At 52.3% G+C, this 788-nt stretch carries 1 protein-coding gene; it reads right to left on the reverse strand.

Annotated elements, in window-relative coordinates; all coding sequences use genetic code 11:
* Positions 1-20: 20 nt before the first annotated feature.
* Positions 21-725 (reverse strand): IS6-like element IS26 family transposase, encoded by a 705-nt coding sequence (locus tag C5687_RS24315; RefSeq protein ID WP_001067855.1) that lies wholly within the window; start codon positions 723-725, stop codon positions 21-23.
* Between the last annotated feature and the right edge of the window lie 63 nt (positions 726-788).

A 788-nucleotide genomic window follows, 5' to 3' on the forward strand; every position in this document is an offset into this window, starting at 1 on the left:
TTTTGTCTTATTCAAAGGCCTTACATTTCAAAAACTCTGCTTACCAGGCGCATTTCGCCCAGGGGATCACCATAATAAAATGCTGAGGCCTGGCCTTTGCGTAGTGCACGCATCACCTCAATACCTTTGATGGTGGCGTAAGCCGTCTTCATGGATTTAAATCCCAGCGTGGCGCCGATTATCCGTTTCAGTTTGCCATGATCGCATTCAATCACGTTGTTCCGGTACTTAATCTGTCGGTGTTCAACGTCAGACGGGCACCGGCCTTCGCGTTTGAGCAGAGCAAGCGCGCGACCATAGGCGGGCGCTTTATCCGTGTTGATGAATCGCGGGATCTGCCACTTCTTCACGTTGTTGAGGATTTTACCCAGAAACCGGTATGCAGCTTTGCTGTTACGACGGGAGGAGAGATAAAAATCGACAGTGCGGCCCCGGCTGTCGACGGCCCGGTACAGATACGCCCAGCGGCCATTGACCTTCACGTAGGTTTCATCCATGTGCCACGGGCAAAGATCGGAAGGGTTACGCCAGTACCAGCGCAGCCGTTTTTCCATTTCAGGCGCATAACGCTGAACCCAGCGGTAAATCGTGGAGTGATCGACATTCACTCCGCGTTCAGCCAGCATCTCCTGCAGCTCACGGTAACTGATGCCGTATTTGCAGTACCAGCGTACGGCCCACAGAATGATGTCACGCTGAAAATGCCGGCCTTTGAATGGGTTCATGTGCAGCTCCATCAGCAAAAGGGGATGATAAGTTTATCACCACCGACTATTTGCAACAGTGCC

The sequence above is a fragment of the Enterobacter sichuanensis genome, assembly GCF_002939185.1.
In the GTDB taxonomy this organism is placed as follows: Bacteria; Pseudomonadota; Gammaproteobacteria; order Enterobacterales; family Enterobacteriaceae; genus Enterobacter; species Enterobacter sichuanensis.

What these genes read in the sequence shown, in the direction of transcription:
- C5687_RS24315 (WP_001067855.1), bottom strand. Translation starts at nt 725, where the DNA reads ATGAACCCATTCAAAGGCCGGCATTTTCAGCGTGACATCATTCTGTGG.